This is a genomic window from Deefgea salmonis (assembly GCF_020531905.1).
Classification (GTDB): domain Bacteria; phylum Pseudomonadota; class Gammaproteobacteria; order Burkholderiales; family Chitinibacteraceae; genus Deefgea; species Deefgea salmonis.
Window position 1 is genome coordinate 113,631 of sequence record NZ_JAJAWG010000003.1, and the last position, 22,895, is coordinate 136,525.

General features: G+C 49.5%; 21 protein-coding genes and 1 tRNA gene. 4 read left to right on the plus strand and 18 right to left on the minus strand.

Annotated elements, in window-relative coordinates:
* Window positions 1-48: 48 nt before the first annotated feature.
* The 3 genes from clpP to LG219_RS06810 all read right to left on the minus strand — a co-directional run bounded on the left by clpP (window position 49) and on the right by LG219_RS06810 (window position 2,455).
* Complete coding sequence (gene clpP / locus LG219_RS06800) at window positions 49-678, minus strand: ATP-dependent Clp endopeptidase proteolytic subunit ClpP (RefSeq protein WP_373314847.1); 630 nt, start codon at window positions 676-678, stop codon at window positions 49-51.
* 19 nt (window positions 679-697) lie between these two features.
* Window positions 698-2,008 (minus strand): trigger factor, encoded by a 1,311-nt coding sequence (gene tig / locus LG219_RS06805; RefSeq protein WP_226763769.1) that lies wholly within the window; start codon window positions 2,006-2,008, stop codon window positions 698-700.
* A gap of 362 nt (window positions 2,009-2,370) precedes the next feature.
* Window positions 2,371-2,455 (minus strand) — tRNA-Leu (locus tag LG219_RS06810).
* 270 nt (window positions 2,456-2,725) lie between these two features.
* Between LG219_RS06810 and LG219_RS06815 the strand changes: the two genes are divergently transcribed.
* Window positions 2,726-3,064, plus strand: a complete 339-nt coding sequence (locus LG219_RS06815; RefSeq protein WP_226763770.1) for a P-II family nitrogen regulator — start codon at window positions 2,726-2,728, stop codon at window positions 3,062-3,064.
* A gap of 178 nt (window positions 3,065-3,242) precedes the next feature.
* Here LG219_RS06815 and LG219_RS06820 read toward each other — a convergent pair whose 3' ends face one another.
* The 5 genes from LG219_RS06820 to LG219_RS06840 form a co-directional block, all read right to left on the minus strand.
* On the minus strand, window positions 3,243-5,405 hold the full coding sequence (locus LG219_RS06820) for a primosomal protein N' (RefSeq protein WP_226763771.1): 2,163 nt from the start codon (window positions 5,403-5,405) through the stop codon (window positions 3,243-3,245).
* Window positions 5,406-5,745: 340 nt separating this feature from the next.
* Window positions 5,746-6,798: a uroporphyrinogen decarboxylase gene (gene hemE, locus LG219_RS06825; protein ID WP_226763772.1), complete on the minus strand. Its 1,053-nt coding sequence runs from the start codon at window positions 6,796-6,798 to the stop codon at window positions 5,746-5,748.
* A gap of 102 nt (window positions 6,799-6,900) precedes the next feature.
* The gene (locus LG219_RS06830; protein ID WP_226763773.1) at window positions 6,901-8,622 is read right to left on the minus strand and encodes an ABC transporter ATP-binding protein/permease; all 1,722 of its coding nucleotides are present in this window, start codon (window positions 8,620-8,622) and stop codon (window positions 6,901-6,903) included.
* Window positions 8,623-8,724: 102 nt separating this feature from the next.
* On the minus strand, window positions 8,725-9,120 hold the full coding sequence (locus LG219_RS06835) for a hypothetical protein (protein WP_226763774.1): 396 nt from the start codon (window positions 9,118-9,120) through the stop codon (window positions 8,725-8,727).
* A 131-nt stretch (window positions 9,121-9,251) separates the two neighbouring features.
* Window positions 9,252-10,958: a glutamine--tRNA ligase/YqeY domain fusion protein gene (locus tag LG219_RS06840; RefSeq protein ID WP_226763775.1), complete on the minus strand. Its 1,707-nt coding sequence runs from the start codon at window positions 10,956-10,958 to the stop codon at window positions 9,252-9,254.
* Window positions 10,959-11,079: 121 nt separating this feature from the next.
* On the opposite strand from LG219_RS06840, the gene LG219_RS06845 reads away from it, so the two are divergent.
* Window positions 11,080-11,409: a DHCW motif cupin fold protein gene (locus tag LG219_RS06845; RefSeq protein WP_226763776.1), complete on the plus strand. Its 330-nt coding sequence runs from the start codon at window positions 11,080-11,082 to the stop codon at window positions 11,407-11,409.
* A 119-nt stretch (window positions 11,410-11,528) separates the two neighbouring features.
* Here the strand turns inward: LG219_RS06845 and LG219_RS06850 are convergent, their stop codons facing one another.
* Both LG219_RS06850 and upp read right to left on the minus strand, forming a co-directional pair.
* Entirely contained in the window at window positions 11,529-12,770 is a 1,242-nt protein-coding gene (locus tag LG219_RS06850) for a uracil-xanthine permease family protein (RefSeq protein WP_226763777.1), read from the minus strand.
* A 160-nt stretch (window positions 12,771-12,930) separates the two neighbouring features.
* On the minus strand, window positions 12,931-13,563 hold the full coding sequence (gene upp / locus LG219_RS06855; RefSeq protein WP_226763778.1) for a uracil phosphoribosyltransferase: 633 nt from the start codon (window positions 13,561-13,563) through the stop codon (window positions 12,931-12,933).
* Window positions 13,564-13,995: 432 nt separating this feature from the next.
* Between upp and LG219_RS06860 the strand changes: the two genes are divergently transcribed.
* Window positions 13,996-16,842 carry a bifunctional 2',3'-cyclic-nucleotide 2'-phosphodiesterase/3'-nucleotidase gene (locus LG219_RS06860; RefSeq protein ID WP_226763779.1) on the plus strand — a complete coding sequence of 949 codons (2,847 nt, stop codon included), beginning with the start codon at window positions 13,996-13,998 and terminating at the stop codon, window positions 16,840-16,842.
* 68 nt (window positions 16,843-16,910) lie between these two features.
* On the plus strand, window positions 16,911-17,663 hold the full coding sequence (locus LG219_RS06865; RefSeq protein WP_226763780.1) for a tetratricopeptide repeat protein: 753 nt from the start codon (window positions 16,911-16,913) through the stop codon (window positions 17,661-17,663).
* A 154-nt stretch (window positions 17,664-17,817) separates the two neighbouring features.
* On the opposite strand, the gene gspK is transcribed toward LG219_RS06865, so the two are convergent.
* From gspK to gspF, 8 genes are all read right to left on the minus strand, one after another.
* Complete coding sequence (gspK, locus tag LG219_RS06870) at window positions 17,818-18,726, minus strand: type II secretion system minor pseudopilin GspK (protein ID WP_226763781.1); 909 nt, start codon at window positions 18,724-18,726, stop codon at window positions 17,818-17,820.
* Complete coding sequence (gene gspJ / locus LG219_RS06875) at window positions 18,723-19,283, minus strand: type II secretion system minor pseudopilin GspJ (protein WP_226763782.1); 561 nt, start codon at window positions 19,281-19,283, stop codon at window positions 18,723-18,725. The genes gspK and gspJ overlap by 4 nt, the downstream gene beginning before the upstream one ends.
* Before the next feature lie 4 nt (window positions 19,284-19,287).
* Window positions 19,288-19,659, minus strand: a complete 372-nt coding sequence (gene gspI / locus LG219_RS06880) for a type II secretion system minor pseudopilin GspI (RefSeq protein WP_226763783.1) — start codon at window positions 19,657-19,659, stop codon at window positions 19,288-19,290.
* The gene (locus LG219_RS06885; RefSeq protein ID WP_226763996.1) at window positions 19,659-20,138 is read right to left on the minus strand and encodes a GspH/FimT family pseudopilin; all 480 of its coding nucleotides are present in this window, start codon (window positions 20,136-20,138) and stop codon (window positions 19,659-19,661) included. The genes gspI and LG219_RS06885 overlap by 1 nt, the downstream gene beginning before the upstream one ends.
* Before the next feature lie 49 nt (window positions 20,139-20,187).
* Window positions 20,188-20,583: a hypothetical protein gene (locus LG219_RS06890; protein WP_226763784.1), complete on the minus strand. Its 396-nt coding sequence runs from the start codon at window positions 20,581-20,583 to the stop codon at window positions 20,188-20,190.
* Entirely contained in the window at window positions 20,574-20,993 is a 420-nt protein-coding gene (gene gspG, locus LG219_RS06895) for a type II secretion system major pseudopilin GspG (protein ID WP_173531953.1), read from the minus strand. The genes LG219_RS06890 and gspG overlap by 10 nt, the downstream gene beginning before the upstream one ends.
* A 66-nt stretch (window positions 20,994-21,059) precedes the next feature.
* Window positions 21,060-21,563 carry a GNAT family N-acetyltransferase gene (locus tag LG219_RS06900; RefSeq protein ID WP_226763785.1) on the minus strand — a complete coding sequence of 168 codons (504 nt, stop codon included), beginning with the start codon at window positions 21,561-21,563 and terminating at the stop codon, window positions 21,060-21,062.
* A gap of 83 nt (window positions 21,564-21,646) precedes the next feature.
* Window positions 21,647-22,849, minus strand: a complete 1,203-nt coding sequence (gspF, locus tag LG219_RS06905; RefSeq protein ID WP_226763786.1) for a type II secretion system inner membrane protein GspF — start codon at window positions 22,847-22,849, stop codon at window positions 21,647-21,649.
* Window positions 22,850-22,895: the final 46 nt, after the last annotated feature.

A 22,895-nucleotide genomic window follows, 5' to 3' on the forward strand; every position in this document is an offset into this window, starting at 1 on the left:
AGAAAAGCCGCCAGACTCGCTGGCGGCTACTTAGAGATCGGCTTGAGGTTAACCTGCCAAAGTCGCCCGAGAAACCAAGACTTCATCCACCAAACCATAAGCTTTCGCTTCGTCGGCATTCATGAAATTATCACGATCAGTATCGCGCTCAACCGTTTCAATGTCTTGTCCGCTGTGCTTGGCTAACAATTCATTCAAAGTGCGTTTTGTCTTGATCAATTCTCGCGCATGAATTTCAATATCCGAAGCTTGGCCTTGCAAACCGCCAATCAAAGGCTGATGAATCATAATCCGCGAATTTGGCAATGAAAAACGCTTGCCTTTCGCCCCGCCAGACAACAAGAATGCCCCCATTGAAGCCGCCATACCAATACATAAAGTAGAGACATCGGGCTTAATAAATTGCATCGTATCGTAAATCGCCATCCCAGCAGTCACCGAACCACCAGGAGAATTGATATAGAGCGAAATATCTTTATCTGGATTTTCCGACTCTAAAAACAATAACTGAGCGACCACAAGATTGGCCATTTGATCATTCACTGGACCGACCAGGAAAATGACCCGTTCTTTCAGCAAGCGTGAATAAATATCATACGCACGTTCACCGCGGCCGCTTTGCTCAACGACCATAGGCACTAGACCGATATTTTGCGGATCAAATTCCATTCTGGACATTCCAACCTCTCAGTTTAAATTATTGACCTTGTTGGCCCATCAATTCATCAAAGCCAATCGCTTGTTCAGTTACTTTAGCTTTTGACAATACAAACTCAACCACATTGTCTTCCAAAGCCATATTGGTAGGACCAGACAAACGATCAGGGCTTTCGTAGTACCAAGCGAGGACTTCGCTTGGATCTTCGTAATTTTGAGCCAAATCTTCGATAATGGCTTTGATTTGTTCTGGCTGAGTTGAAAGTTTTTCGATTTCAACCAATTCAGACAAAGCCAAACCAAGATGAACGCGGCGTTTAGCTTGCGCTTCAAACATCGCAGGTGAAAACGGCACTGTCGCTGGATCGATACCACGGTTTTGCAAATCGCCCTTCGCACCTTCAACCAAACGGCCAATTTCAAGCGCGATCAAGTTGCGTGGTAAATCCATTGGTGTTGCTTCAATCACCGCAGTCATCGCGCTTTCTTTAATGCGTGATTTAAGGCGGAAACGCACTTCGCGCTCCAAATTACCTTTCACTTCTGCACGCATTTTTTCCACGTCGCCGTCTTCGATGCCCAAGCTTTTTGCAAAGTCGGCATCCACTACAGGCAAGTTTGCAGCGGCAACATTTTTCACGGTGATTGCAAATACGGCAGTTTTACCTGCAACATCTTTACCGTGGTAATCGACTGGGAAAGCCACGCTAACGTCTTTGCTTTCGTCTTCTTTCATGCCAATCACGCCAGCTTCAAACTCAGGCAACATTTGGCCTTTGCCGATCAAGAAAGCGTAGTTGTCTGATGAACCACCGGCAAAAGCCACGCCATCGATCGAGCCTTTAAAGTCGATGATCACGCGATCACCGGTCTCTGCAGCACGCTCAACACGTTCAAAACGAGTGCGTTGGCTACGTAAGATATCGATGGTTTTGTTCACTTCTTCGTCGCCAACCACTAAAGTTGGTTTTTGCACTTCAATACCGCTCAAATCACCCACTTTAACTTCTGGGTAAACTTCAAACGTTGCTAAAAATTCGAAATCACCTTCGGCACTTGAATCTTGCTTGGCTTCAAAACGTGGGTAGCCAGCAACTTGCAATTTTTGCTCAACGACGGCTTCGCCAAAAGCGCGCTCAACCGTTTCACCCAAAACTTCTTCTTGCACACGGAAACCATGGCTTTGTGCCACGATATTCATTGGTGCTTTACCAGGACGGAAACCGTCAATTTTTGCAGTTTTTGCAACGCGCTTGAGGCGGGCATTCACTTGCTGTGCGATTTCTTCGCGTGGCACCGAAATGGACAGACGACGCTCAAGAGCGCTCAGGGTTTCCAGTTGTGCTTGCATTACCAGTATTCCTCAAACGTATTTCCAGATGAATTTCATCCAGAAGAAATTATTAATCAATAAAATTTAAAACAAACGGACCAAAGCCTATTTAGCTACCGTATTGCCCTAATCATGCCCATAAAACGCCATTCTGACAGCTTTACTCAGTAAAGCTCAACATTATAGCAAAGTCTTTGCAACGTGACCATCCAAGGCCCAACGCAGCAGACCCTAGTCACAGCAACATTCAAATAAGGCAATACTAGAATAAATCGGGATCAACAGCGTGATTTCAAGACGATAAATATTTTTTACAACGCAAAAAAGCCACTTGCTTACGCTAAGTGGCTTTTTAGTTTTGATGCATTGCATCGTTGTTCTGGTGGGGGATAAGAGACTCGAACTCTTACACCTTGCGGCGCTGGAACCTAAATCCAGTGCGTCTACCAATTCCGCCAACCCCCCAACAAGAACCGCATCTTACAGAACAAGCCCCGAGTGGTCTAGTCTTTTTGTGGGTTTTTTATTAAAAACACTGCAATTAAAAAATATTGCTTTTATTTTCAAGCGGCTAGCCTTTGTCATTGGGCAAATAAAAATCATACCTACGACTTAATACTGCAAAAAGGCCGGTTTATTTGCATTCCAGTGCCAAATAAATCACAGCACTTGGCGTGATTTCGCCGACCTAGTTATACTCGGGCATCACTATTTACACTTCAAATGGAATGCCGCATGAAAAAGATCGAAGCGATTATCAAACCATTTAAACTGGATGAAGTTCGCGAAGCTTTATCTGAACTGGGCATTTCCGGCCTTACCGTCACAGAAGTTAAAGGCTTTGGTCGCCAAAAAGGCCATACCGAGCTTTACCGTGGTGCCGAATATGTGGTCGACTTTTTGCCGAAAGTTAAAATCGAAGTCGTTTTATCGGACGATCAAGTTGAAACCGCCATCGAAAGCATTATCAAAGCCGCGCATACCGGCAAGATTGGCGACGGTAAAATCTTCGTTAGCCCTGTTGAGTACGTGGTGCGTATTCGCACCGGCGAAACCAACGATCAAGCCGTATAAAAGATCACCAATACAAAATGCCAGCTGATGCTGGCATTTTTACGTCTAATCATTTTTACGCCTAATTACTTGCGCTTAGAATCCACTCACATTTGATTTAGCAAGGCCGGGCCCTTCATTCGTAGCACAAGGGTATACAGACGCAATCCTAGTACAGCATCCGCTGGACTGACATACCCTAAACTTCAATCGGGTCAACATCCAAACTCCAGCGCACTTTAGGTAACCTCAGCGCGGCAATGGCCGGCAAAGCCTCATCGAGCACCGCCTGCAGTTGCGCCTTGGATTGCGCGGCAATTAATAGCTGCGCCCGCTCAACGCCCGCTTTTTTAAGCATCGTTGCCGCCACCGGCTGATTGAGCAATAAATGCGGCTCCGGTGCAATACAGGCCCGAATTTGCGCCAATGCCGACAAGGCTTGCTCTAATTCTGGCGCGTCAGCACGAAACAAGGCCCAAGCATTCGCTGGCGGTAGCAGCATCATTTGCCTTTCTTGCAATGTACGCTCAGCAAATGGCGCGAAATCTCGCGCTAATAATTGATGATAAAACGGGTGATCAGAAAACGCGGTTTGGACAAACACTTCGCCCGGCCGCTCGCGCCGCCCGGCTCGCCCAGCCACTTGCGTTAATAATGCAAATAAACGCTCTTCGGCACGAAAATCAACGCTATACAAGCCCGTATCGGCATTGAGCACAATCACCGTTGTAAGCAAATCAAAGTCATGCCCTTTGGCCAGCATTTGGGTGCCAATAATGATATCGGCCTCACCCGAATGCACTTGCGCCAACGCCGCATCCAATTCGCCTTTTTTACTGGTTGAATCGCGATCGATGCGCAAGATTTTTTTGCCCGGAAAATGCTGCGGCAAAGATTCTTCCATCCGCTGCGTCCCTTGCCCAACCGGTTTTAAATCATGATTGCCACAATCTGGGCAAGCCGGCGTAATCGCCTGTTCATAACCACAATGATGGCAGCGCAAACGGCGCTCTTTTAAATGCAACACCAAGCGCGCCGAACAATGGGTACAACAGGCCATCCAGCCACATTCACCGCACTGCAAAACTGGAGAAAAGCCACGCCGATTTAAAAAGATCAGTACCTGCTCACCGCGATCGAGCGCGGCATGCATCGCAGCCAGTGCCATCACATGCAAGCCATCAACGAGCCCGACATTTTTAACCGGCAGTAAAGTGATTTTGGGCAAGACTGCGCCCGGCACTGCGCGCTCAGACAAAGTGAGCATGCGATAGCGCTTGGCTTTAGCATTGGCCCAACTTTCAATACTCGGCGTGGCAGAGCCAAGCACAATCGGCACCTTGGCCTGCCTAGCCCGATACACCGCCACATCGCGCGCCGAATAGCGCAGACCTTCTTGTTGCTTAAATGAAGGGTCATGCTCTTCATCGACGATCATCATGCCCAGCTGTGGCAACGGCGTGAACACCGCCAAACGCGTACCCAAGACAATTTTAGCTTCGCCGCGCAATGCCGACAGCCAATTGACCGCGCGCTCGGTATCATTCAAACCGCTATGCAATGCCGCCATCGGCACTCCCGGAAAGCGCGCACGAAAGCGCCCTTCTAATTGCGGCGTTAGATTAATCTCGGGAATCAGCACCAACACCTGTAAACCACGCGCCAATACTTGCGCGATGGTTTGCAAATACACTTCGGTTTTGCCACTACCGGTAATGCCATACAGCAAGAACGGCGCAAAACCACGTGCCGCCGTCAGCTCAGCAACCACCTGACTTTGCTCTGCATTGAGCGCCAAATCATCGCTGGCCTTAGCGATAACCTTGGCCTCAAGCGCGGACTGCAGCCAGCCTTGTTCATGCCAAGCCTTAACCCAACGCCAAGCGCTGTCATGCAAACGACGCAGTGCCGCTGGAGTATGCGGTACCGACAAGCATGCCGCGACACGGCGCTGCGCTGGCGCTCTTAAGGGAATTTGCCGCAACAACTCGACCACATCCTCGGCAAAATACACCAAACTTGGCGCAGGCTCACGAAACACGGTTGGACTACGAAATACTTTCGGCAGCGCAGCGGCAATCACCGCGCCAATGGGATAGTGATAGTAATGTGCGACAAACTGACACAACTGCAAGGTGGCGGCGGGCAACGCTGGTAAATCATCCAAAACCGCTAAAATCGCTTTGGGCTCACCTTTAAAATCGGCCGCATCGGCGCGTAATTCAATCACCACCCCCGAAAGGCGGCGAGGACCAAACGGCACGAGCACGCGCATCCCCACCTTTGGCGTCAACCCCGCTACCGCATAAGCGAATAACCTTTTAAGCGGTACGTCAAGTGCAACCAAGGCAAAAGCAGTCACTTTATCTCTCTTTAACACGTAAAAGCTTTCGCCAGCAGGTTATGCACAGTTTCTGTGGATAATTTTGTGGGCAAGTTGCAAAAAAGCCTAAAAACCCCAATAAAGCTGTGCCTATACCTAGGTTGCACAAAAATTGAACACAAAAATATATTCAATAAAATCAACAACTTAACTTTGTCAACGATTTACATCAAATTTTTAAAAGGGGATTGACAAGTTAAAAATCACCAACTTAACAAATGTGCATAACTTGATGTAACTTCACAAGGAATGACTACACAAACCCGCTGCAAAGTATTGATTTTCATCGTAATTACAGATCACCAACAGCAATCGCAAGTTAATCCTTACGCGACAAGCGATGCACCGCAGCGACCAAAGCCGCCGCATGATCTGGATTGGTAAATTGCGAAATGCCGTGTCCCAAATTAAACACATGACCGGTGCCGCCGCCGTAACTGGTCAAGATGCGCTCGACTTCCGCTTCAATCGCCGCTGGCGGCGCAAACAAAGCCACCGGATCAAAATTCCCCTGCAACGCCACTTTATCGCCCACACGGCGTCGCGCTTCGCCAATATCAGTAGTCCAATCAAGGCCAATCGCATCACAACCAATCGCAGCGATGTCTTCGAGCCATTGACCACCGCCTTTGGTAAACACAATCACCGGCACACGACGGCCATCGTTTTCACGTTTCAAGCCAGCCACAATCCGCGCCATATATTGCAATGAGAATTCTTGATATTTGCCGTAGGGCAAAGAGCCGCCCCAGCTATCAAAAATCTGTACCGCTTGCGCACCGGCTTCGATTTGCGCATTCAGATAATCAATAACAGTAAGGGTATTGACCTCTAAGATACGGTGCAACAGGTCTGGACGCGCATACATCATGGTTTTGATATTGCGGTAGTCGCTCGATGAGCCGCCCTCGACCATATAACACGCCAAGGTATACGGACTGCCCGAAAAACCAATCAGCGGCACGCGGTTATCCAGCGCCTTGCGGATCGAGCTCACTGCATCGGTGACGTATTTCAACTCGGTGCCGACATCCGGTACAAACAATTTGGCAACGTCGGCTTCGGTACGCACGGTGCGCTCAAACTTCGGGCCTTCGCCTTCAGCAAAATACAAACCCAAACCCATCGCGTCTGGTACGGTCAGAATGTCCGAGAACAAAATCGCCGCATCGAGCGGAAAGCGCTCTAACGGTTGCAAGGTGACTTCGGTCGCTAGCTCAGTGTTTTTGCACAATTGCAAAAATGAACCGGCATTTTTGCGCGTCGCGCAATATTCAGGCAAATAACGCCCCGCTTGGCGCATCATCCAAACAGGGGTGTATTCAACCGGTTCACGCATTAAAGCGCGGAGAAAAGTATCGTTTTTTAACATTTTAAAATCCACAAGAATAAAAACTTACCACAGCGGCACAAAGGCACAGAGTCAGCCAACAAGCTTTTTCTCTGCGCCTTTGTGCCGCTGTGGTTCAATTGTTTAGTGATTGAGCGACCACTGGCCCTGCCCTTGGCAATCGAGCACTTGGCGGTGGTATTCAATCAGGCCCGAGCGATGCCCTACGCTCACCATTACGCCTTGTTTCATGCACTCGGCAACGGCGGCATAGAGCTTGGCTTCACCAGCCGCATCGAGCGCGGAACTGGATTCATCCATTAATAAAAAATCCGGCTCCAGCAATAATACGCGCAGTAAAGCCACGCGTTGCTGCTCACCCAAGCTCAGCACGTGCGACCATGAATCGACCTCATCAAGCCGTGGCAATAAATGGCTGAGCCCCGCCAATTCAAGCAAATCGGCCAACGTGGCGTCTTCGTGTCTTGCCGCTTGTGGGTAATACAGAGCGGCGCGCAAGGTGCCCAATGGCATATAGGGTTTTTGCGAAAGAAATAAGGTTTGCGTCGTCTGTGGCATCGCCAACTCACCCGAAGCATAAGGCCACAGCCCGGCTAAGGTTCGCAATAAACTCGATTTACCGGCCCCCGAAGCCCCCCGAATCAACACCGAGTCACCCGCATGCAATTGCAAATTCAAATTTTCAATCAGCAACTGACCATTGGGTTTACTGACACTAATCTGCCGCCACTCAATCCCCTCTTCTTTGGTTTTAACCGCCAAACGAGGCAAGGCTTGTGCCGCTTGCAAACTGGTTTCAAAGGTTGATAAACGATCAATAATGGCTTTCCAATTGGCCAAGGTGCTAAAGCTGCCGATGACAAAATCCAAAGCGCCATACACCTGACCAAAGGCCGAATTAATCTGCATTAAGCCGCCAAAAGAAATTTCTTTGGCAAAAAAGCGTGGCGCAGCAACCATCAGCGGAAAGATAATCGCCAATTGCCCCCAAAACGATGTAAACCAAGTGAGTTTTTTATTTCGGCGCATCAAAGCCCAAAAATTATCGACTACTGCGGCAAAACGCTGCGATAAACGCTGCTGCTCTTCTTGTCCGCCCTGATAGAGCGCGATGGATTCGGCATTTTCACGCACGCGAATCAAGCCAAAACGAAAATCGGCTTCAAAGCGTTGCTGCAAGAAATTCAAACTCACCAAAGGCCGGCCCAATAGCACGGTAATCAACGAGCCGATGACGGCATAAATAATCGCCACCCAGACCATATAGCCATGAATGGTGATTTCTGAGCCCGCCAGCATAAAGCTAATCGGCCCAGATAGCGTCCACAAAATACCAATAAATGACACCAGTGTGACCAATGCCCGCAACAAGCCCAAAGATAAAGACAACGAAATCGAAATAAACTGCCCCACATCTTCGGCGATCCGCTGATCTGGATTGTCCGTGCCCTTGTCGGTCAATTGAATTCGATAAAACTGATTGTCACTCAACCAACGCGCCGTAAAATGCGCAGTTGCCCAACGTCGCCAACGAATCTCCAGCATTTGCTGAAACCACATCGCATAGACCGCAATCACGATATAGATAAACGCTAAATAGCCAAATTTATATAAAGCCTGCTCAAAACCCTTTTTATCCAGGTTTTGCATCGTGTCATAAAATTCTTTGTACCAGCTATTAAACTGCACATTCATAAACACCATGCCGAGCGATAGCGCAATAATCAGCGCCAATAAGCCCCAAGCGCGATATTTTTCTTCTGATACCCAATAGGGCTTGGCCAATTGCCAAAAATTGCGAAACAAATGATTCACTTTGGGGGCTTGCGCTGCATTTGTATTCATTGAATTGAGCTCAACTCGGTCAAAAACGATAGCAATAAAAACGGGGGTTACCCCCCAGTTGGTCGAATTACTCCGCTACGACAACGCGGCCAATCTCGCGATTTATTGGCAGGGTTTTTGCGTCCAGCCTTTACTTGCGGCACGTCGACATTGCCAATCTTGCTTTACGCTGTCGATTAACCACACATTCAATTCATCATTAAAGTGCAGCGCAAATTGATAGCGCTGCGCTTTCACTGCATCATCCAGCAGTCCTTGCATTTGCAATGCCAAGCTGACTTTTTTGGTGTCTTCGGCACTGGCTGATTTTTGCTGAATCAGCAATTCGCGATACTCGCCAATCCCATACTCATTGGCCACCCGATCTTTCAAATAATCAAACGCCACCTGCACCGGCGCACTACCGACTTTACCGGTGTAAATCACAGGAGCAGCCGCTGTTTCCGCCATTGCGGTGCCACTCAAAGCGGCCAACAGCAAGACAAGTATTGATTTCATCTGAGTTCCAAAAGTATTAGAAGTATTAGAGGTAGTCAGTCGGGTTAGCGTAGCGTAACCCGACAACATCGAGTTCAACCTTCGCCTAACCCGGCATCGCAAACATCAGGCCAACTCACCCGACAGATTGATTACTTCGCCCAGCTGTCTTTCAACGTCACCGTGCGGTTAAACACTGGCGAGCCGCCCGCTTTATGGTTATGACGGTCGGTAATGAAATAGCCTAAACGCTCGAACTGATAGCGTGTTTCTGGCGCCGCATTCACGACGCAGCTTTCCACGTATGCGGTGATGGAAGTCAGCGACTCAGGATTGATGAACTGAGTGAAATCAACATACTGACCATCTTCACCACGCACCGCATCGGGACGCGCCTCAGTAAACAAGCGCTCATACAAATTCACCGTCGCAGGCACTGCGTGCTCAGCAGAAATCCAGTGAATGACGCCTTTGACTTTGCGACCTTCTGGGTTTTTACCCAGCGTTTCGGTATCCAAACTACAGCGCAGCTCGATCACTTTGCCATCTGCGTCTTTCACCACTTCATCGCACTTGATCACATACGAATAACGCAAACGCACTTCTGCGCCTAAAGTCAGACGTTGCCAGCCTTTGGGTGGTTCTTCAGCAAAGTCGTCTTGTTCAATCCAAATTTCACGCGCAATCGGGATTTCACGCTCGCCAAATTCTTCGTGGTGCGGATGGAACGGCGCGCTGCGTGAACCGGTTACACCTGCTTCAAAATTAGTTAACGTCACTTTCAGTGGATTAAGTACCGCCATCACCCGTGGGCTGCTGCCTTCAAGCTGCTCACGCACCGCGCCTTCCAGCGTAGTAAAATCAATGATGTTTTCGCCTTTCGATACGCCGATGCGCTGGGCAAACAAACGGATGCCTTCGGGGCTATAACCGCGGCGACGCATGCCGCTAATCGTCGTCATGCGTGGATCGTCCCAACCCGATACAAAATTGCCGGTCACCAGTTGATTAAGTTTGCGCTTCGAAGTGATCGAATACAGCAATTCAAGGCGCGAGAATTCGATCTGCTGTGGATGGCATTCAAGACTAATATTGTCGAGCACCCAGTCGTAGAGCGGACGGTGATCTTCAAATTCCAAGGTACACAAACTATGGGTAATGCCCTCTAAGGCATCAGAGATGCAGTGTGTGTAGTCATACATCGGGTAAATGCACCACGTGTCACCAGTCTTAATATGCGTCGCGCGTTTAATGCGGTAGATCACTGGATCGCGCAGATTTAAGTTTGGCGATTGCATATCAATTTTGACGCGCAGCGTTTTGCTACCATCTTCAAATTCGCCAGCACGCATGCGGGTGAATAAATCGAGATTTTCAGCAGGTGTGCGCTCACGGAACGGGCTGTTGCGGCCGGGCTTTTGAAAATCGCCACGGTAATCGCGCATTTGCTCGGCATTCAATTCGCAAACATACGCTTTGCCGGCGTTAATCAATTCAACGGCGTAGCCGTACAGCAGTTCAAAATAATCCGAAGAATGGCGCACTTCGCCGTTCCATGCAAAACCCAACCAACGCACGTCATCTTCAATGGCTTTGGCGTATTCATCGTTTTCTTTTTCTGGATTGGTGTCATCCATGCGTAGATTGCATAGACCGTTGTAATCTTGCGCGATGCCAAAATTGAGGCAAATCGATTTCGCGTGGCCGATGTGCAAATAACCGTTTGGCTCAGGCGGAAAGCGTGTCTGCACCGCGGTGTGCTTGCCGCTGGCTAGATCGGCATCAATGATTTGGCGGATAAAATTACTGTTTACAGGTGCGGTTTCTGCACTCGCTGCAGGGCTCATTTTTTCACTCATTGCGGCTCAAACTCTGGAGTTGTCTTTTATAAGTAGCGATTCTACCAAATCAACGCGTTCACTGCCTTCTCAATCGCAGCGCGTGGTATAAAGTGGCCATTATTGGAATGAGCATCCTGCCATGCAAATCGCAAATATTCCTTTTGGCGTCACCGACTGGGCCAATATCGAAACAACCGAACACCCCGGCATCACCGGCATGGCCTATTGGCGCACCCAGCAATTTGATACGATTCGAGTCAGAATGGTCGAATATAGCGCGGGCTATCTCGCCGATCATTGGTGCAGTAAAGGGCATATTTTATTGTGCTTAGCCGGTGAATTAATCACCGAACTTGACGACGGCCGCAGCTTTACACTGAGCGCAGGCCATAGTTATCAAGTGGCAGATCAGGCTGAAGCTCATCGCTCCTCTACCCGACTCGGTGCCACGCTGTTTATTGTCGATTAAGCACCATCCCCGTTTGCATAAACGTAAGACACAAAAAAGCCGCTATCGCGACCAGCGCCATAGCGGCCTTGGGTATTGCTATCTAAGCCATTAAATACAATGGCTAGATAGCCATACCCTTAAATATCTTGCCCTTCAACAATCCCATCGTGGTGCTTATCAGCGGGCAGCAATAGATTTAAAGCAATCGCCAATACGCTCACTAAGCCAACACCGGCCAAGTTGAAATTACCCACTTGCACCATCAAACCGCCGATACCACACGTGAGTACCACCGACACAATCACCAAGTTACGTGGTGCCATTAAATCGAGCTTACTGTCGATCAAAGTTTTCAAACCAATTGAAGCAATCGTACCGAACAACAGCACCATAATGCCGCCCATCACAGGCAATGGAATCGACACCAAAATCGCATTAAATTTACCAAAGAACGCCAAAATCACCGCCAAAACCGCCGCGTAGGTCATGATCACCGGATTAAAATTACGCGTAATCATCAATGCACCAGTCACTTCGGAATACGTCGTAATTGGCGGGCCACCGACCATACCGGCAAAACACACGCCGAAACCATCACCAGCCAAAGTGCGGTGTAAACCGGGCTTCACCGTGTAATCGGTCCCTGTTACTTTACCGACGGCCATCACCGCACCGATATGCTCAATCGTTGGCGCAATCGCCACTGGCAACATAAACAAAGCCGCGGCCCAATTGACTTCAGGCTTCACAAAGTGCGGCATCGCAAACCATGGCGCAGCGGCAATGCTGGATAAATCAACCACGCCTAAAAAGATTGCCGCAACATAACCCACCACCACGCCAGATAAAATCGGCACCAAACGCAACATGCCGCCAGCAAACACCGACACCGCAATCGTCGTCGCCAACGACAAAGTCGCTAAAAATAACGACACACCGTAAGGCACCAACTGCTTACCGCCGCCCTGCCCCATCGCCATGCCAGAAGCCGCGACCGCCACCGACAAACCGATCACCATAATCACCGGACCAATCACCACCGGCGGCAGTAATTTATGGATAAAGCCCATGCCGCGCCATTTAATCAAACCGGCGATGATGAAATACATAAACCCAGCAAAGAATAAGCCGAACTGCGTAGCGGCCTGGCCCCAAGTTTGCATGGCGAAAATAATTGGGCCGATAAACGCAAACGACGAACCTAAAAAAATCGGCACTTGCCGACGCGTAATCAACTGAAACATCAAAGTACCGACACCGGCACCGAGTAGCGCCATCGCCGGATTCAGCCCGGTCAAAAGCGGTACCAGCACCAGCGCGCCAAAGGCGACAAATAAAATTTGTGCCCCAGATATAAATTGTTTTACTTCAGAAAACATACTTTCTCCCCAAGCGGTCACGCTGACATGACTCTGCTCAGCGTGCCGTCATTCATATTATTTAAGTTTCCTTGCACGGCGGATAGGACAAAACGGCAAACCCGATGCGCCAGCAAACCGCAATGCCAGAAACCTTTTGATTTACTACTGACTGAACGCTTTACTTAGAAATCGTCCCAAAGATCTTGTCGCCCGCATCGCCCAAGCCCGGAATGATATAGCCTTGCTCGTTCAGGTGCGAATCAAGTGACGCAGTGACAATCTGCACATCAGGGTGTTTTTCATTCACCAATTTGACGCCCTCTGGCGCAGCCACCATCACAATCGCGACGATTTCTTTGCAGCCATTGCGTTTGAGCATATCGATCGTTGCCACCAAAGAGCCACCGGTGGCCAGCATTGGATCAATGATCAAGGCTAAACGATCTTCTAAATCGCCAACGAACTTCTCAAAATACGGCACCGGCTGCAAAGTTTCTTCATCGCGCGCCAAACCCACCACACTGATTTTGGCCGAAGGCACTAAATCGAGCACGCCATTGAGCATGCCCAAACCAGCGCGCAAAATAGGTACCACGGTGAGCTTTTTGCCTTTGATTTTTTTAACGGCCACTTCACCGCACCAGCCATTAATGATGACATCTTCAAGCGGCAAATCGCGCGTCGCTTCGTAAGCCAGCAAACGCGCCAACTCTTCAGTCAGCAAACGAAATTTATTGGTGGACACATCCGCTTCGCGCATTAAAGCCAATTTATGTTGAACCAAAGGATGATTAACGACAGTAATCTGCATGATGCGCTTCTCGATATAGGAATGCCGCCATTGTAGGCTTTTCAGCGAAAAGTGCCATCGTAGTAATTGTGCTTACATCAACGCAATAAGCTGATATTCAAGCTTTCAACAGTAAAAACCACGAACGCCGCCAAGCGCTCAAAACAGACGCCAAGCCATACACATTGATTCATCGTCAGCCTATCGTTTAATTCAATTCAAACGGAACAATCGACTTTGCGATCCCAGCACAAATTAAATGCAAGATGAAATGCAAGATGCATCGATTAATACGCACTTAAACATTTAATTAATAAAAAATAATTTAATTAAAAACAAAAACTTAACTAAAAAAATACCCGTATTTTTTCAGCGTCACATCACTGTTATTGTTTTGTCATGCATCGCAATTACTCTCGCTCATTTTCATGACAATTAAATAACGGGAAATCTATGCGTACCCAACGTATTACAGGCGCAGTATGTAGTGTACTGGCACTGAGCTTAGCGGCCTGCGGCGGCTCATCTTCATTGCCAGAGTCTCCCACGCCCACGCCTACGACAGCCACGCTCAGCGTTCAGCCATCGCTGGGACTGATTTCAGGGGCCGATGTGAACTTAAAAAGTCTAAACGGCAGCGTCATCGCGACCACGACTACGGGCGCTGATGGCATCGCCAAATTCACTTTAAGCGCCGAACAAGCCAAATTGACCGGCCCATTTTTACTCGAAGTGACCGGTAAAGCGGGCGCTAAATATTACGATGAAGGTTTGAATATCGACATCGAACTACCTGCTGGCAATACCTTGCATACGCTGATTAATCGCCTTGATGGCAGCGTGGGCGTGACGGCACTGACCGAAATTGCGTATGAGCGTGCTTTAAAAATCAAAGCCGGCAAACTTGAAACCATCAGCAACGCCGATGTCGAGCAAGCCAACGAAGAAATCCGTCTGCAATTTGCGCCTGAACTCAAACACATTAACTCAGCCCCGCAATTGGTTAGCAAAGCCACTGCTGCTGGCGCACTGGGCGACACCGAAGCCGGACGCTATGCGCTTAAACTCACCGCACTGGCTAAACTTGCCGCACAAGCGATTGAAGAAACCACAGCGGGTGCTTCGACATCAGACGATGTGAAGTCAGCGATCAAAGCCCAATTACCTGCGCTAAAACTCGCCAAGCAATTAGCCGCAGATTTTGCGGACGGCAAACTCGATGGCAGCGATTTGTATCTAGCGATTAATTTCCACGAAAAATTGCAAGACAAACTTAGCCAAGCCGCACAACAACTCGGCAATGAACCGTTACTTGCCATCGTAAATAACTTGCAAGCCATGCCCAAACCAGCGCTAGAGATGAGCGCGGCAGCAGTCGGCAGCCAAATCGATTTGGCAATCATGGGCACGACCGATTTGCATACCAATGTCAAAAGCTACGATTATTACAAAACCAGCGAGGACATCACACTGGGTTTTGAGCGCACTGCCAGCCTGATTGATGCGGTACGCAAAGCCAATCCCAACCATCTTTTATTTGATGACGGCGACACCATTCAAGGCACGCCGCTAGCCGATTACCAAGCGTTGGTGAGCCCAGTGAGCTGCAATACGCCATTGGCGATTCATAAAGCCATGAATGCAATGCGCTTTGATGCTGGCAATATTGGTAATCATGAATTTAATTACGGCCTGCCTTTCTTGGCACAAGTGACGGGCGCGAGCATGCGGATTGCGGGCACTGAAGCCGGCAAAGGCTGCCAAGGTCCGCAATTCCCACTACTACTGTCCAACGTATTTAATGCGACCGATAAACGCCCGATCTTCGCGCCATACAGCATTTTAAGCCGCAACTTCAAAACGGCCGATGGCAAAACCATCGCGCTCAAAGTCGGCGTGATTGGCTTTGCACCTCCGGGCATTATGAATTGGGATAAACGCAATTTAGAAGGCAAAGTCTACGCCACCGGCGTTAAAGAAGCCGCTGAACGCTACGTGCCTGAAATGAAAAAAGCCGGTGCCGACATCATTGTGGCGCTGTCGCACGGCGGGATTTCCGATCAAGCGTATTCACCAACAATGGAAAACGCCGTATATCACTTGGCACAAGTGCCGGGCATTACTGCGATTGTTTCTGGGCACTCGCATAGCTTTTTCCCTGATGGCAAAAACTATGCAGGCATCAAAGATGTCGACAATGTCAAAGGTACCGTCAAAGGCATTCCAACGGTGATGGCCGGCTTTTGGGGCAATAATCTCGGCGTGATCAAGCTCAATCTAAAATTTGATGGCAAAGTTTGGACCACGGCAGATTCTAAATCAGAATTAAAACCGATTTCAGGCAAAGCCGCCGATGGTAAAACCACGATTGCGCTGGCCGACGTGAAACCGGAAATTAGTAAACTGGTTGAAAAAGAGCATCAAGCGACGATTAAATTTGTGAATACTGGCGTGGGTAAATCAGACTACCCAATTAGTTCATTCTTGTCACAAGTGGCACCGACCGCCGCAATGCATTTAATTAATTTGGCGCAAATCGATTATGCGACACAATTTATCAAAGCCAATCTACCGCAGTACGCTAACCTACCTATCCTGTCGGCGGCAGCACCGTTCAAAATGAACTTCCGTGGTGGCGGCTATACCGAAATTGCTGCTGGTGATGTGGCAATCAAAAATATCGCCGACCTGTACATCTACGCAAATACGCTTGAAGCGGTCAAAATCGATGGCGCAATGGTGAAATTGTGGCTAGAAAAATCAGCCGAGCAATTTAATCAAATCGATCCAAGCAAAACGGTAGATCAAGCGCTAATTATGCCGACGTTTGCTTCGTATAACTTTGACCAGATTGATGGTGTCACCTACGAAATCGATGTTACGCAAGCTAAAGGCAACCGGATTGTCAATCTAAAACTCAATGGTCAGCCATTAGACCCCGCGCAGCCGGTGATTGTCGTTACCAATAACTACCGTGCTTCAGGTGGTGCACCCTTCACGTTCTTGGCCGGTGCCAATGTGATTATCAGCGGTGGCGATGCCAATCGTGATGTGATTGTGAGCTATGTCAAAACACAAAAACAGCTGACTTTAGCCAAACATGCGGCAGTAGCAAACTGGCGCTTTAAGCCAGTAGCAACGCAAGGCGCAGTCACATTCGAAACCGCACTCAACACCGCCAGTGTGAATGCCATTGCCAAGCAAGAAGGCGTAAACAACATCGTCTACACCGGAAAAAACAACGATGCTGCAGGTAATGCCATCTTTAGCATCGATCTTAGCTACGGCTTAGCTAAATAAGTTCACCTGACTTCGCACTTTCACTTCGCAATGGAGTTGGCCCGAGTTCGCTCGGGCCTTTTTAAGCCATGACTAAAATCTATACCGCCATCGCCCTCGGCCTGATTGTGATTACCTGCGCCGCAGCGTATTTGCTACAGCAACAACAGCGCTTAGAAACACCCAACAATCAAGTGCTCAACATCGCGCAAGAAATGGACTCCGATCCAAAAAAACAACAAGAAATCAATACGCTCGCTCACGCCGGCCATCCTTTAGCCATGCGCCTGTTGGCCGATCAAGCCAAAACCAACATCGCCAGTTGGCCACAAGCACTGGCGTGGTATCAAAAAGCCGCTCAAGCAGGCGACGACAGCGCGCGCTTTGAAGCCGCCATGATGCATTTGCAAGGCCAAGGTGCTAGCGAAAATCCTCAATTGGCTCGGCGCGAATTGGCACAACTCACCACACTGCCCCGCGCACAATATCGGCTTGGATTAATGCTGATTTACGGTCAAGGTGGCGCTGTCGACACGGCAAAAGGCCAGCAACTCATCATTGCCGCAGCGCAAGGCCAAGACAAAATGGCCCTATTTTTACTCGCCAACTGGTATCTCAGTGGTGAAGGTAACCGGCCTAAAGATGAGAAAAAAGCATTGCAGTATTTTGAAGCTGCCGCCAATCGCCAATATCCACCAGCCATGCAAACGCTGGCACTCGCTTACGAGACGGCTGATTTAGGCTTAAAGATGGATTTAGCCCGCGCCCAAACCTTACGCAGCATGGCCGAACATATTGCACAATGCAAAGATCAGCATAACGACGTAGTGAAGCTTTTCTAAATAATTCAAGCACCGTGGCGAGTGCCTTGCACCCCAAGCGCACCGCCCCAAGCTTGGACACACACCGACGAAAAAATGCTCTCAATGCATGAGAAAAATAAATTGCCTGAAACAAAGCAGGCACTCTAAAGGCACGACTCAAGCGTTGAATCGATCAATACATCCGCCGTACCCAGACAATACTGGGCATATCACTTTTTGAGCGATCCAGCAAAGCACGATGCTGCATCAAAACCTGACCAAATCGCGCGCCCATCTCGGACCAGAAATACTGGCTTTTTACTGTCAGTAATTGCGCTGGCACTTGCGCTTGAACTTCCTTGGGTAAATGCCCAATTAAATCGGCAGGACTATTGAAGTATTGGCTTCTACGCTTTGATAAAGCTTGCTCAGCGGCCGATACCGTCAATTGAGGCACCCACGCAGCCAAGACTTCGGGCGAAGCAAAATTGACATTGAGTGCCGTTGCCACCGGCAAGGTGACAATACTGGGCTCAAGTTGACGCATCACCTCGGGCGTATACCCCGCTATATTTGCCAGTTCAAGACTATCAATCAGCGGCAGCCAGATTTTTTTCTCGCCCTGCTGCACTGCATGCAGCGCAAAATATTCGCGCAAGTTGTCCGCCAAATTACTCGGCAAACCTAAATTGGCCAATAAACGCGGATAAGCCGCCCATGCGGCTGGAATTGGCTGGCCGTTTTGATCGATTAAATTACCTAAGTTAAATCGGCCATTGAGCTCAATCAAGCGACCACTCATGGCACCATTTTCGATTTTAATTTCGGGAATCGGCACGGCCCACGGCTTACGTAAATGATCGGGCTGGCCCGCTCGAGCATCGTCCCGCAAGGTGAGGCGCACCAATTGCAGCACCGACCATGTTGCCGCACGCGCCTCCGCCGTGTCTTTACGAATTTCTAATTGCTGTAGCGCCCGTTGCTGGCGCACCATCAATAAGCCCGCGATGGACGCAACTAAAGCCGCGACCATCAAGGCAGCAATAATGGCAACGCCGGTTTGCCGCAACGCTGGCCGGCTTGGATTGATTTTGCACTTCATGGCAGTAAAAAAATCCGTTCAAATTCGCCTACGCGCTGCGCAAAGGCGAGCCGAATGCGGATCGCCCGAGGCCGGCTACTGGCCTCAGTCCATTGCGGACGCCACTGATTTTTGGCGTCGAGAAAATCAAGCTCGCAGCGTGTTAATTGCGCCAGAAGCAGGTGAGTCACCGCCTTATCGCCTTCTTGCACATCTGCGCGCGGATAAAGCTTTAGATTGAGCGCCTGATCTTGGCACTCATAAATCCCATGCAATGGCGCTCGATCACCGTCAAAACGAATAAATTCCAAACCCACCGGCGCCTCACTACGGCTTACGCTACGCAGCGGTGGATTAAGCCGCCCCGCCGCATCGCGCCAAGGGCGCGGCGCGATTTGGCTTAAATCGCTTTCCATTCTTTCAAAAGCCAAGGTCAGCTCACGCCAATATTGTGTTTCGCTGACCACGGCGCTGCGCGTATCAATCACCATACTGACGCCGCGATAGGTGATCAAACTCATGATCGCAAACACCGCCAGTGCCACCAAAACCTCAAGCAAAGTAAATCCACGTGCCATCGGCTTAATCCACCCGCGCAGCATAAAATACCTGCTGCGCCAAAGCATGCTCAGGGTCGGTTGGCACCGAGACTAAAAGCTCAATCCGGCGAAAACTATAATTGGGCGTTGGGCTGACATTCATTCGATAAATAAATGCTTCCCCGCCTTGCTGCACTTGCCCTTGTGTTGAGCCGGTTTCGGGAAACACCCGCATCGCCAAATGCTGATTGACCAAATTACTCGCCACCCAGCTGGCCAATGTACGCGTTCGGTAGGTGATTAAGGTTTCGGTCGAACCCATCACCAATTTGGCCGCCGCCGCCAAAGTAATGCCCAGCACCGCCAGCGCGATCAAGACTTCCACCAAGGTAAACCCCCAAGATCGACGTGACATTAATTGGCCTCTACCGTTTTAACTTTAAACCGCCCCATCACATCGCCTGTAATTTGCCATAGGCTATCTCGCCCCTGCAGCTCAAGCTCAAAAGATTCAATCACCCCATCGGCGGGGAAAATAATTTTGTCGCCCAAAGGACGATTTTGCTGATTGATTTTTTGCCAACGCACGTGCACGCCATCGGCCCAAGGCAAGGTGCGCAATCCTTCACGCTCGTTCAACACCTCCCACTCTTGGCGCTGATTTTTAAACCAAAACTGATACGCCGCACCATCGCTAGTCCAAGCCAAGGTACGGCCACTGGCCAAAGCCTCATCGCGCGCAGTTTCAAATTGCAGCACCAAGCGCTCAGCCGCCGCTTGCGCGCCATCCCCCCGATTAAAATGAAACACCGTCACGCTGGTGACAATCAAAATAATCGCCGTCACCACGAGGATTTCGAGCAAGGTGAAACCCAACTGCCGACCCGATGACATGTTTTTTTGAACGATCAATGAGAATTAATTTCCTAAACGTGCTTTTGCACTAGCAAAAACACAGCATGGTGAGAAGAGAACCGCAAAGACGAGGCATTGCGAGAAAAAAACCGGAATTTACATTCAGCAAATGAGGATTTTTCCCCGCAGCAATAACGCCGGATTTGCAGTTCGCAGTAGCACCAATTTTGCGTAGCGAGAATCGCAAAGACCAGGCATTGCGAGGAGAAAAACCGGAATTTACAGCAAGTAAATGCGGATTTTTCCCCGCAGTAATAACGCCGGATTTGCAGTTCGCAGTAGCACCGATTTTGCGTAGCGCGAATCGCAAAGACCAGGCATTGCGAGGAGAAAAACCGGAATTTACATCAAGTAAATGAGGATTTTTCCCCGCAGCAATAACGCCGGATTTGCGGTTCGCAGTAGCAAAAATCATTATTGCCATGAGCCGATCAAATTCTCGGGCTTATCCGCTCCGGCTTGGCCTTCTGGGCCATAACTCAAAACGTCAATTTCACCGTGAACACCGGGATTTAAATACACATAATCTTGGCCCCATGGATCTTTCGGGGTTTTCTCGAGGTAACCGCCGGATTTCCAGTTCATCGGCACCGGATCAGTCGTTGGTTTTTGCACCAAGGCTTTTAGGCCTTGTTCAGTGGTCGGCAAGCGACCGTTGTCTAATTTATATAATTTAAGCGCGGCCATAATCGACGACACGTCTTGCTTGGCAGCGACAATCCGCGCTTCATTCGGTCTATCCATAATTTTGGGCACAATCAGTGCACCCAAAATCGCCAAGATCGAAACTACCACTAAAATCTCAATTAAAGTAAAACCACGACTTGCTTTCATTTCTACTCCACAGGGGTATTAAGCCATAAGGCAAACTAAATCAAACATTCAAAGCAATACATCATACTAAAGCGGCTGGCGTCGAATTCTGGCCATGTAATAGGCGTTCACATAACGGCCATCGCGAAAAGCATAATCTTTACCCTCTCCTTCTACTTCAAATCCAAACTTGCGATATAAAGCAATGCCCGCCACGTTATCGACATACACCGTAATTTCTAGGCGATGAATATTTTGCCAGTTATCAGCTAAGTCAATGGCGGCGGCGAGCAGCTGACCACCAATGCCCTGCCCTTGCACATCATCGCGAACCCAAATACCAAACCAAGCAATATGTCGCCGACGAGGATGCGGATCGATCCCCAGCATCAAATGCCCGAGTAATTGCCCTTCCCGCAGTGCAACCAAACTCACCGAATTCGGGGGTAAGTCACTCAACATTTTTTGCCATTTCGTGGGATTGCCATACGGCAAGTCCAGCGTCCCCGCATACGCTTTGGGCCCCGCATGCACGGCATTAATCGCTTCTATATCGGCCATGGTGCTATGCCTAATTTCGACTTGCTGCATCTAACCCCCTGTGCTTTAGCACCGTATGACAACTCAAAAATTAACACTTAAAAATGCCAACAAAAGCCTAGGCTTAATCGCCGCTATTTCACCAACTGATTCATCTCAAACACCGGCAACAAGATCGCCATTACAATCACCATCACCACGGCGCCCATCACTAACACCATCACCGGGCCGAGCAGACTGGTAAAGGCGGTGACTTTGCGGTCGAGCTCTTTGGTTTGCTCAATCGCCGCCCGATCGAGCATCAATGCCAAACGCCCGGTGGCTTCGCCGCTGGCGACCAAATGCAGCAATAAAGGCGGAAACACCGCTGCCGCTTTCATCGCTCGCGCCAAACTCACGCCTTCACGCACTTGGGCGGCGACCTCGGCCACCGCGCTTTGCAGTTTGAGGTTGCTCATCACGCCTTCGGCGGCATCGAGCGATTTCAATAAAGGCACACCACTACCGGATAAAATCGCCAAGGTACTGGCAAAGCGGGCGGTATTGGCCAGGCGATCTAAATACCCCAATAGCGGCCATGTTAAACGCCAAACGTGAAAGCGTAATTTCAACTCAGGTTTTTTAAGCGCATAAAACGCCGCCACACTGGCCACCATTAAGGCCAGCAACACCCAACCGCCGACACTTTGAATCGCCGCGCTCGTCCACAATAGTGCCCGAGTGAGTAGCGGCAGCGTTTGCTTGGCCGACTCAAACACTTGCACCATTTGCGGCACCACCCAAGTGAGCATGCCTAAAATCACCAAGGCCGAGACCAGCATCACCACGGCGGGATAAATAAATGCAATCGCAATTTTGCTATTTAAGTCGCCCCGCGCCTCAAGGTAATCGGCCAAGCGCTGCATCACGCCAGCGAGCTTGCCCGATTCTTCGCCGGCTTTAACTAGCGTGCGATACAGCATTGGGAAAACCCGAGGAAATTGCGCCATGCCTTGCGACAATGGCATCCCAGCCATCACGTCTTGCCGTAATCCCGCCAGCACTTGCTGCGTCTTACGATGCTCGGTTTGCTCGGCCAATACAATCAATAGCTCATCAATGGTTAAGCCAGCATCGAGCAGTGCCGAAAACTGCCGTGTCAGCGTGGACAATTGCTGGCTCGACAGGCTTAAACGGGCAGATTGTTGCTCGACATTTTGCGCTGGCTGCAATTGCGTGGCCAACAAGCCTTGCTCGCGCAATAGGCTGCGGGCATGGCGCGGCGAATCGGCGTCAATTTGCCCACGACGTTCTTTGCCACCCACCATCGGCAGCGCTTGATAAATAAATGCAGTCACGAGTATCGCTTGCGGGGTTTGAATCACCCCAGTCAAAAAAATGGTC

What these genes read in the sequence shown, in the direction of transcription:
- tig (WP_226763769.1), bottom strand. Translation starts at nt 2,008, where the DNA reads ATGCAAGCACAACTGGAAACCCTGAGCGCTCTTGAGCGTCGTCTGTCC.
- gspI (WP_226763783.1), bottom strand. Translation starts at nt 19,659, where the DNA reads ATGTCACGTCGATCTTGGGGGTTTACCTTGGTGGAAGTCTTGATCGCG.
- LG219_RS06850 (WP_226763777.1), bottom strand. Translation starts at nt 12,770, where the DNA reads ATGTTTTCTGAAGTAAAACAATTTATATCTGGGGCACAAATTTTATTT.
- gspG (WP_173531953.1), bottom strand. Translation starts at nt 20,993, where the DNA reads ATGAAAGCAAGTCGTGGTTTTACTTTAATTGAGATTTTAGTGGTAGTT.
- gspJ (WP_226763782.1), bottom strand. Translation starts at nt 19,283, where the DNA reads ATGGCACGTGGATTTACTTTGCTTGAGGTTTTGGTGGCACTGGCGGTG.
- LG219_RS06815 (WP_226763770.1), top strand. Translation starts at nt 2,726, where the DNA reads ATGAAAAAGATCGAAGCGATTATCAAACCATTTAAACTGGATGAAGTT.
- LG219_RS06865 (WP_226763780.1), top strand. Translation starts at nt 16,911, where the DNA reads ATGACTAAAATCTATACCGCCATCGCCCTCGGCCTGATTGTGATTACC.
- LG219_RS06845 (WP_226763776.1), top strand. Translation starts at nt 11,080, where the DNA reads ATGCAAATCGCAAATATTCCTTTTGGCGTCACCGACTGGGCCAATATC.
- upp (WP_226763778.1), bottom strand. Translation starts at nt 13,563, where the DNA reads ATGCAGATTACTGTCGTTAATCATCCTTTGGTTCAACATAAATTGGCT.
- clpP (WP_373314847.1), bottom strand. Translation starts at nt 678, where the DNA reads ATGTCCAGAATGGAATTTGATCCGCAAAATATCGGTCTAGTGCCTATG.
- LG219_RS06860 (WP_226763779.1), top strand. Translation starts at nt 13,996, where the DNA reads ATGCGTACCCAACGTATTACAGGCGCAGTATGTAGTGTACTGGCACTG.
- LG219_RS06890 (WP_226763784.1), bottom strand. Translation starts at nt 20,583, where the DNA reads ATGGCAATAATGATTTTTGCTACTGCGAACCGCAAATCCGGCGTTATT.
- LG219_RS06900 (WP_226763785.1), bottom strand. Translation starts at nt 21,563, where the DNA reads ATGCAGCAAGTCGAAATTAGGCATAGCACCATGGCCGATATAGAAGCG.
- hemE (WP_226763772.1), bottom strand. Translation starts at nt 6,798, where the DNA reads ATGTTAAAAAACGATACTTTTCTCCGCGCTTTAATGCGTGAACCGGTT.
- LG219_RS06830 (WP_226763773.1), bottom strand. Translation starts at nt 8,622, where the DNA reads ATGAATACAAATGCAGCGCAAGCCCCCAAAGTGAATCATTTGTTTCGC.
- LG219_RS06840 (WP_226763775.1), bottom strand. Translation starts at nt 10,958, where the DNA reads ATGAGTGAAAAAATGAGCCCTGCAGCGAGTGCAGAAACCGCACCTGTA.
- gspK (WP_226763781.1), bottom strand. Translation starts at nt 18,726, where the DNA reads ATGAAGTGCAAAATCAATCCAAGCCGGCCAGCGTTGCGGCAAACCGGC.
- LG219_RS06835 (WP_226763774.1), bottom strand. Translation starts at nt 9,120, where the DNA reads ATGAAATCAATACTTGTCTTGCTGTTGGCCGCTTTGAGTGGCACCGCA.
- LG219_RS06885 (WP_226763996.1), bottom strand. Translation starts at nt 20,138, where the DNA reads ATGTCATCGGGTCGGCAGTTGGGTTTCACCTTGCTCGAAATCCTCGTG.